Origin of the sequence: Dietzia sp. SLG310A2-38A2 (assembly GCF_014145095.1) — a bacterium.
Taxonomy (GTDB): domain Bacteria; phylum Actinomycetota; class Actinomycetes; order Mycobacteriales; family Mycobacteriaceae; genus Dietzia.
Window position 1 is genome coordinate 1 of the sequence record NZ_JAALDX010000464.1, and the last position, 1,530, is coordinate 1,530.

The 1,530-nt window shown below is 71.3% G+C and carries 2 protein-coding genes; one reads left to right on the forward strand and one right to left on the reverse strand.

Annotated elements, in window-relative coordinates:
- Positions 1–705, reverse strand: a 705-nt coding sequence (locus G6027_RS15165) for an AAA family ATPase (protein ID WP_346995761.1), incomplete at its 3' end; no start/stop codon positions are given.
- A 23-nt stretch (positions 706–728) separates the two neighbouring features.
- Here G6027_RS15165 and G6027_RS15170 point away from each other — a divergent pair.
- Positions 729–1,511: an MBL fold metallo-hydrolase gene (locus G6027_RS15170; protein WP_182637897.1), complete on the forward strand. Its 783-nt coding sequence runs from the start codon at positions 729–731 to the stop codon at positions 1,509–1,511.
- Positions 1,512–1,530 lie beyond the last annotated feature (19 nt).

The following is a 1,530-nucleotide window of genomic DNA, read 5'->3' on the forward strand; positions in this document are numbered from 1 at the left end:
CCGGCGGTGGTGGTCCACCATCGCCAGATCCTCCCAGCGGCTGCGGTGCATCCCGTGCTCCGACAGCTCGTACACCGCAGCCCCCGGCACGGAGGCCAGGATCGGCGAATGGGTGGCCATGAGCACCTGCGCGCCCCGCCGGTCGGCCAGCTCGAGCATCAGCGCGACCAGGCGGAGCTGGGCGTCGAAGGACAGTCCCGCCTCGGGCTCGTCCAATACGAACAGCCCGCCGCCGGAGAACCGTGAAGTGGAGATGATGTCCCAGAACGCCTCGCCGTGACTCCTGGAGTGGAAGTACTCCTCCGGGCCGGAGGTCTGATCGGACTGTGCGGACTGCAGATAAGTGAACATGCCGTGCATCGTCTCTGCGCGCAGAAAGTACCCCCACTTCGACGCGCCGCCTCCGCGGGTTAGCCGCAGTGAGGCGTGCAGCGACGATTCCGACTCCCAAGTGGTGTCACGCCCGTTGACCGATCCGCCCTCGGCGTTCAGGCCGAACGCCATGGCCACGGCCTCGACGATCGTGGACTTGCCGGACCCGTTCTCCCCCACCAAGACGGTGAGGTCGTCCAGCTCCAACCCGTCGCGTGCCAGATCGGCCACCGCGGGGACCGAGTACGGCCACGACCCGGCGGACGCGACGAGGCCGGGATCCACCGCGACGCGGACCAGCGGCCTCGGATCCAGCACGCCGTCTCGACTCACGCGGCCACGGTACCGTGGCCGACATGCGGATCCACCAGATGAACTGCGGGACGTTCGCCGGACGGGTCCCCACCCGTGTGCTGCTGGTGGAGACCCCGGGGGGTCTGGTGCTGGTGGACACCGGCATCGGGCTCCACGACATCGCCGACCCCGCCACCCGGCTGGGCCCCTCACGGCACGCGATGCGCCCGCGCCTGGACCCGTCCGAGTCCGCGTACCGGCGCATCGAGGCCATGGGGTTCGACCCCCGCGAGGTGCGCCACATCGTGCTCACCCATATGGACTTCGACCACATCGGCGGGCTCGCCGACTTCCCCGAAGCGGAGGTCCACGTGGCCTCCGAGGCCCTGACGTGGGCGGTGCGGACGCCGCGCTGGATCGAGCGGCGACGCTACCGGCGTGCCCAGTGGGCGCACGGACCGGCGTTCACCGAGTACACCTACGGGTCCGACCGGTGGGAGGGCTTCCGGGTGTACCCCCTGGACCACGTGGTCGAGGGGATGGCCCTGGTCGATCTGCCGGGCCACACCGTGGGACACGCCGGGGTCCTGGTCCCCGGCGATCCCGGGGACCCCGGCGAGGTCGACGTCCTGCACGCCGGGGACGCGTTCTACCTGCGCGGCCAGATCGACCCGTCGGTCGGCTACCCGAGGGCGATCGCGGTCGCCGAACGTGCCCTGTCGCTGGTCCCGTCGGCCGTGGAGTTGACCCACGCGCGCCTCTCGGCGCTGGCCGGGCGTCGAAGCGGGGACCTGCGGGTGGTGTGCGCCCACGACCCGACGGGCCCGGGAGGCATCCCGGGATGAGGATCCGGGACACCGCCTG

Excerpts from the sequence above, each read along its gene's own strand:
- G6027_RS15170 (WP_182637897.1), top strand. The coding sequence starts at position 729 with ATGCGGATCCACCAGATGAACTGCGGGACGTTCGCCGGACGGGTCCCC.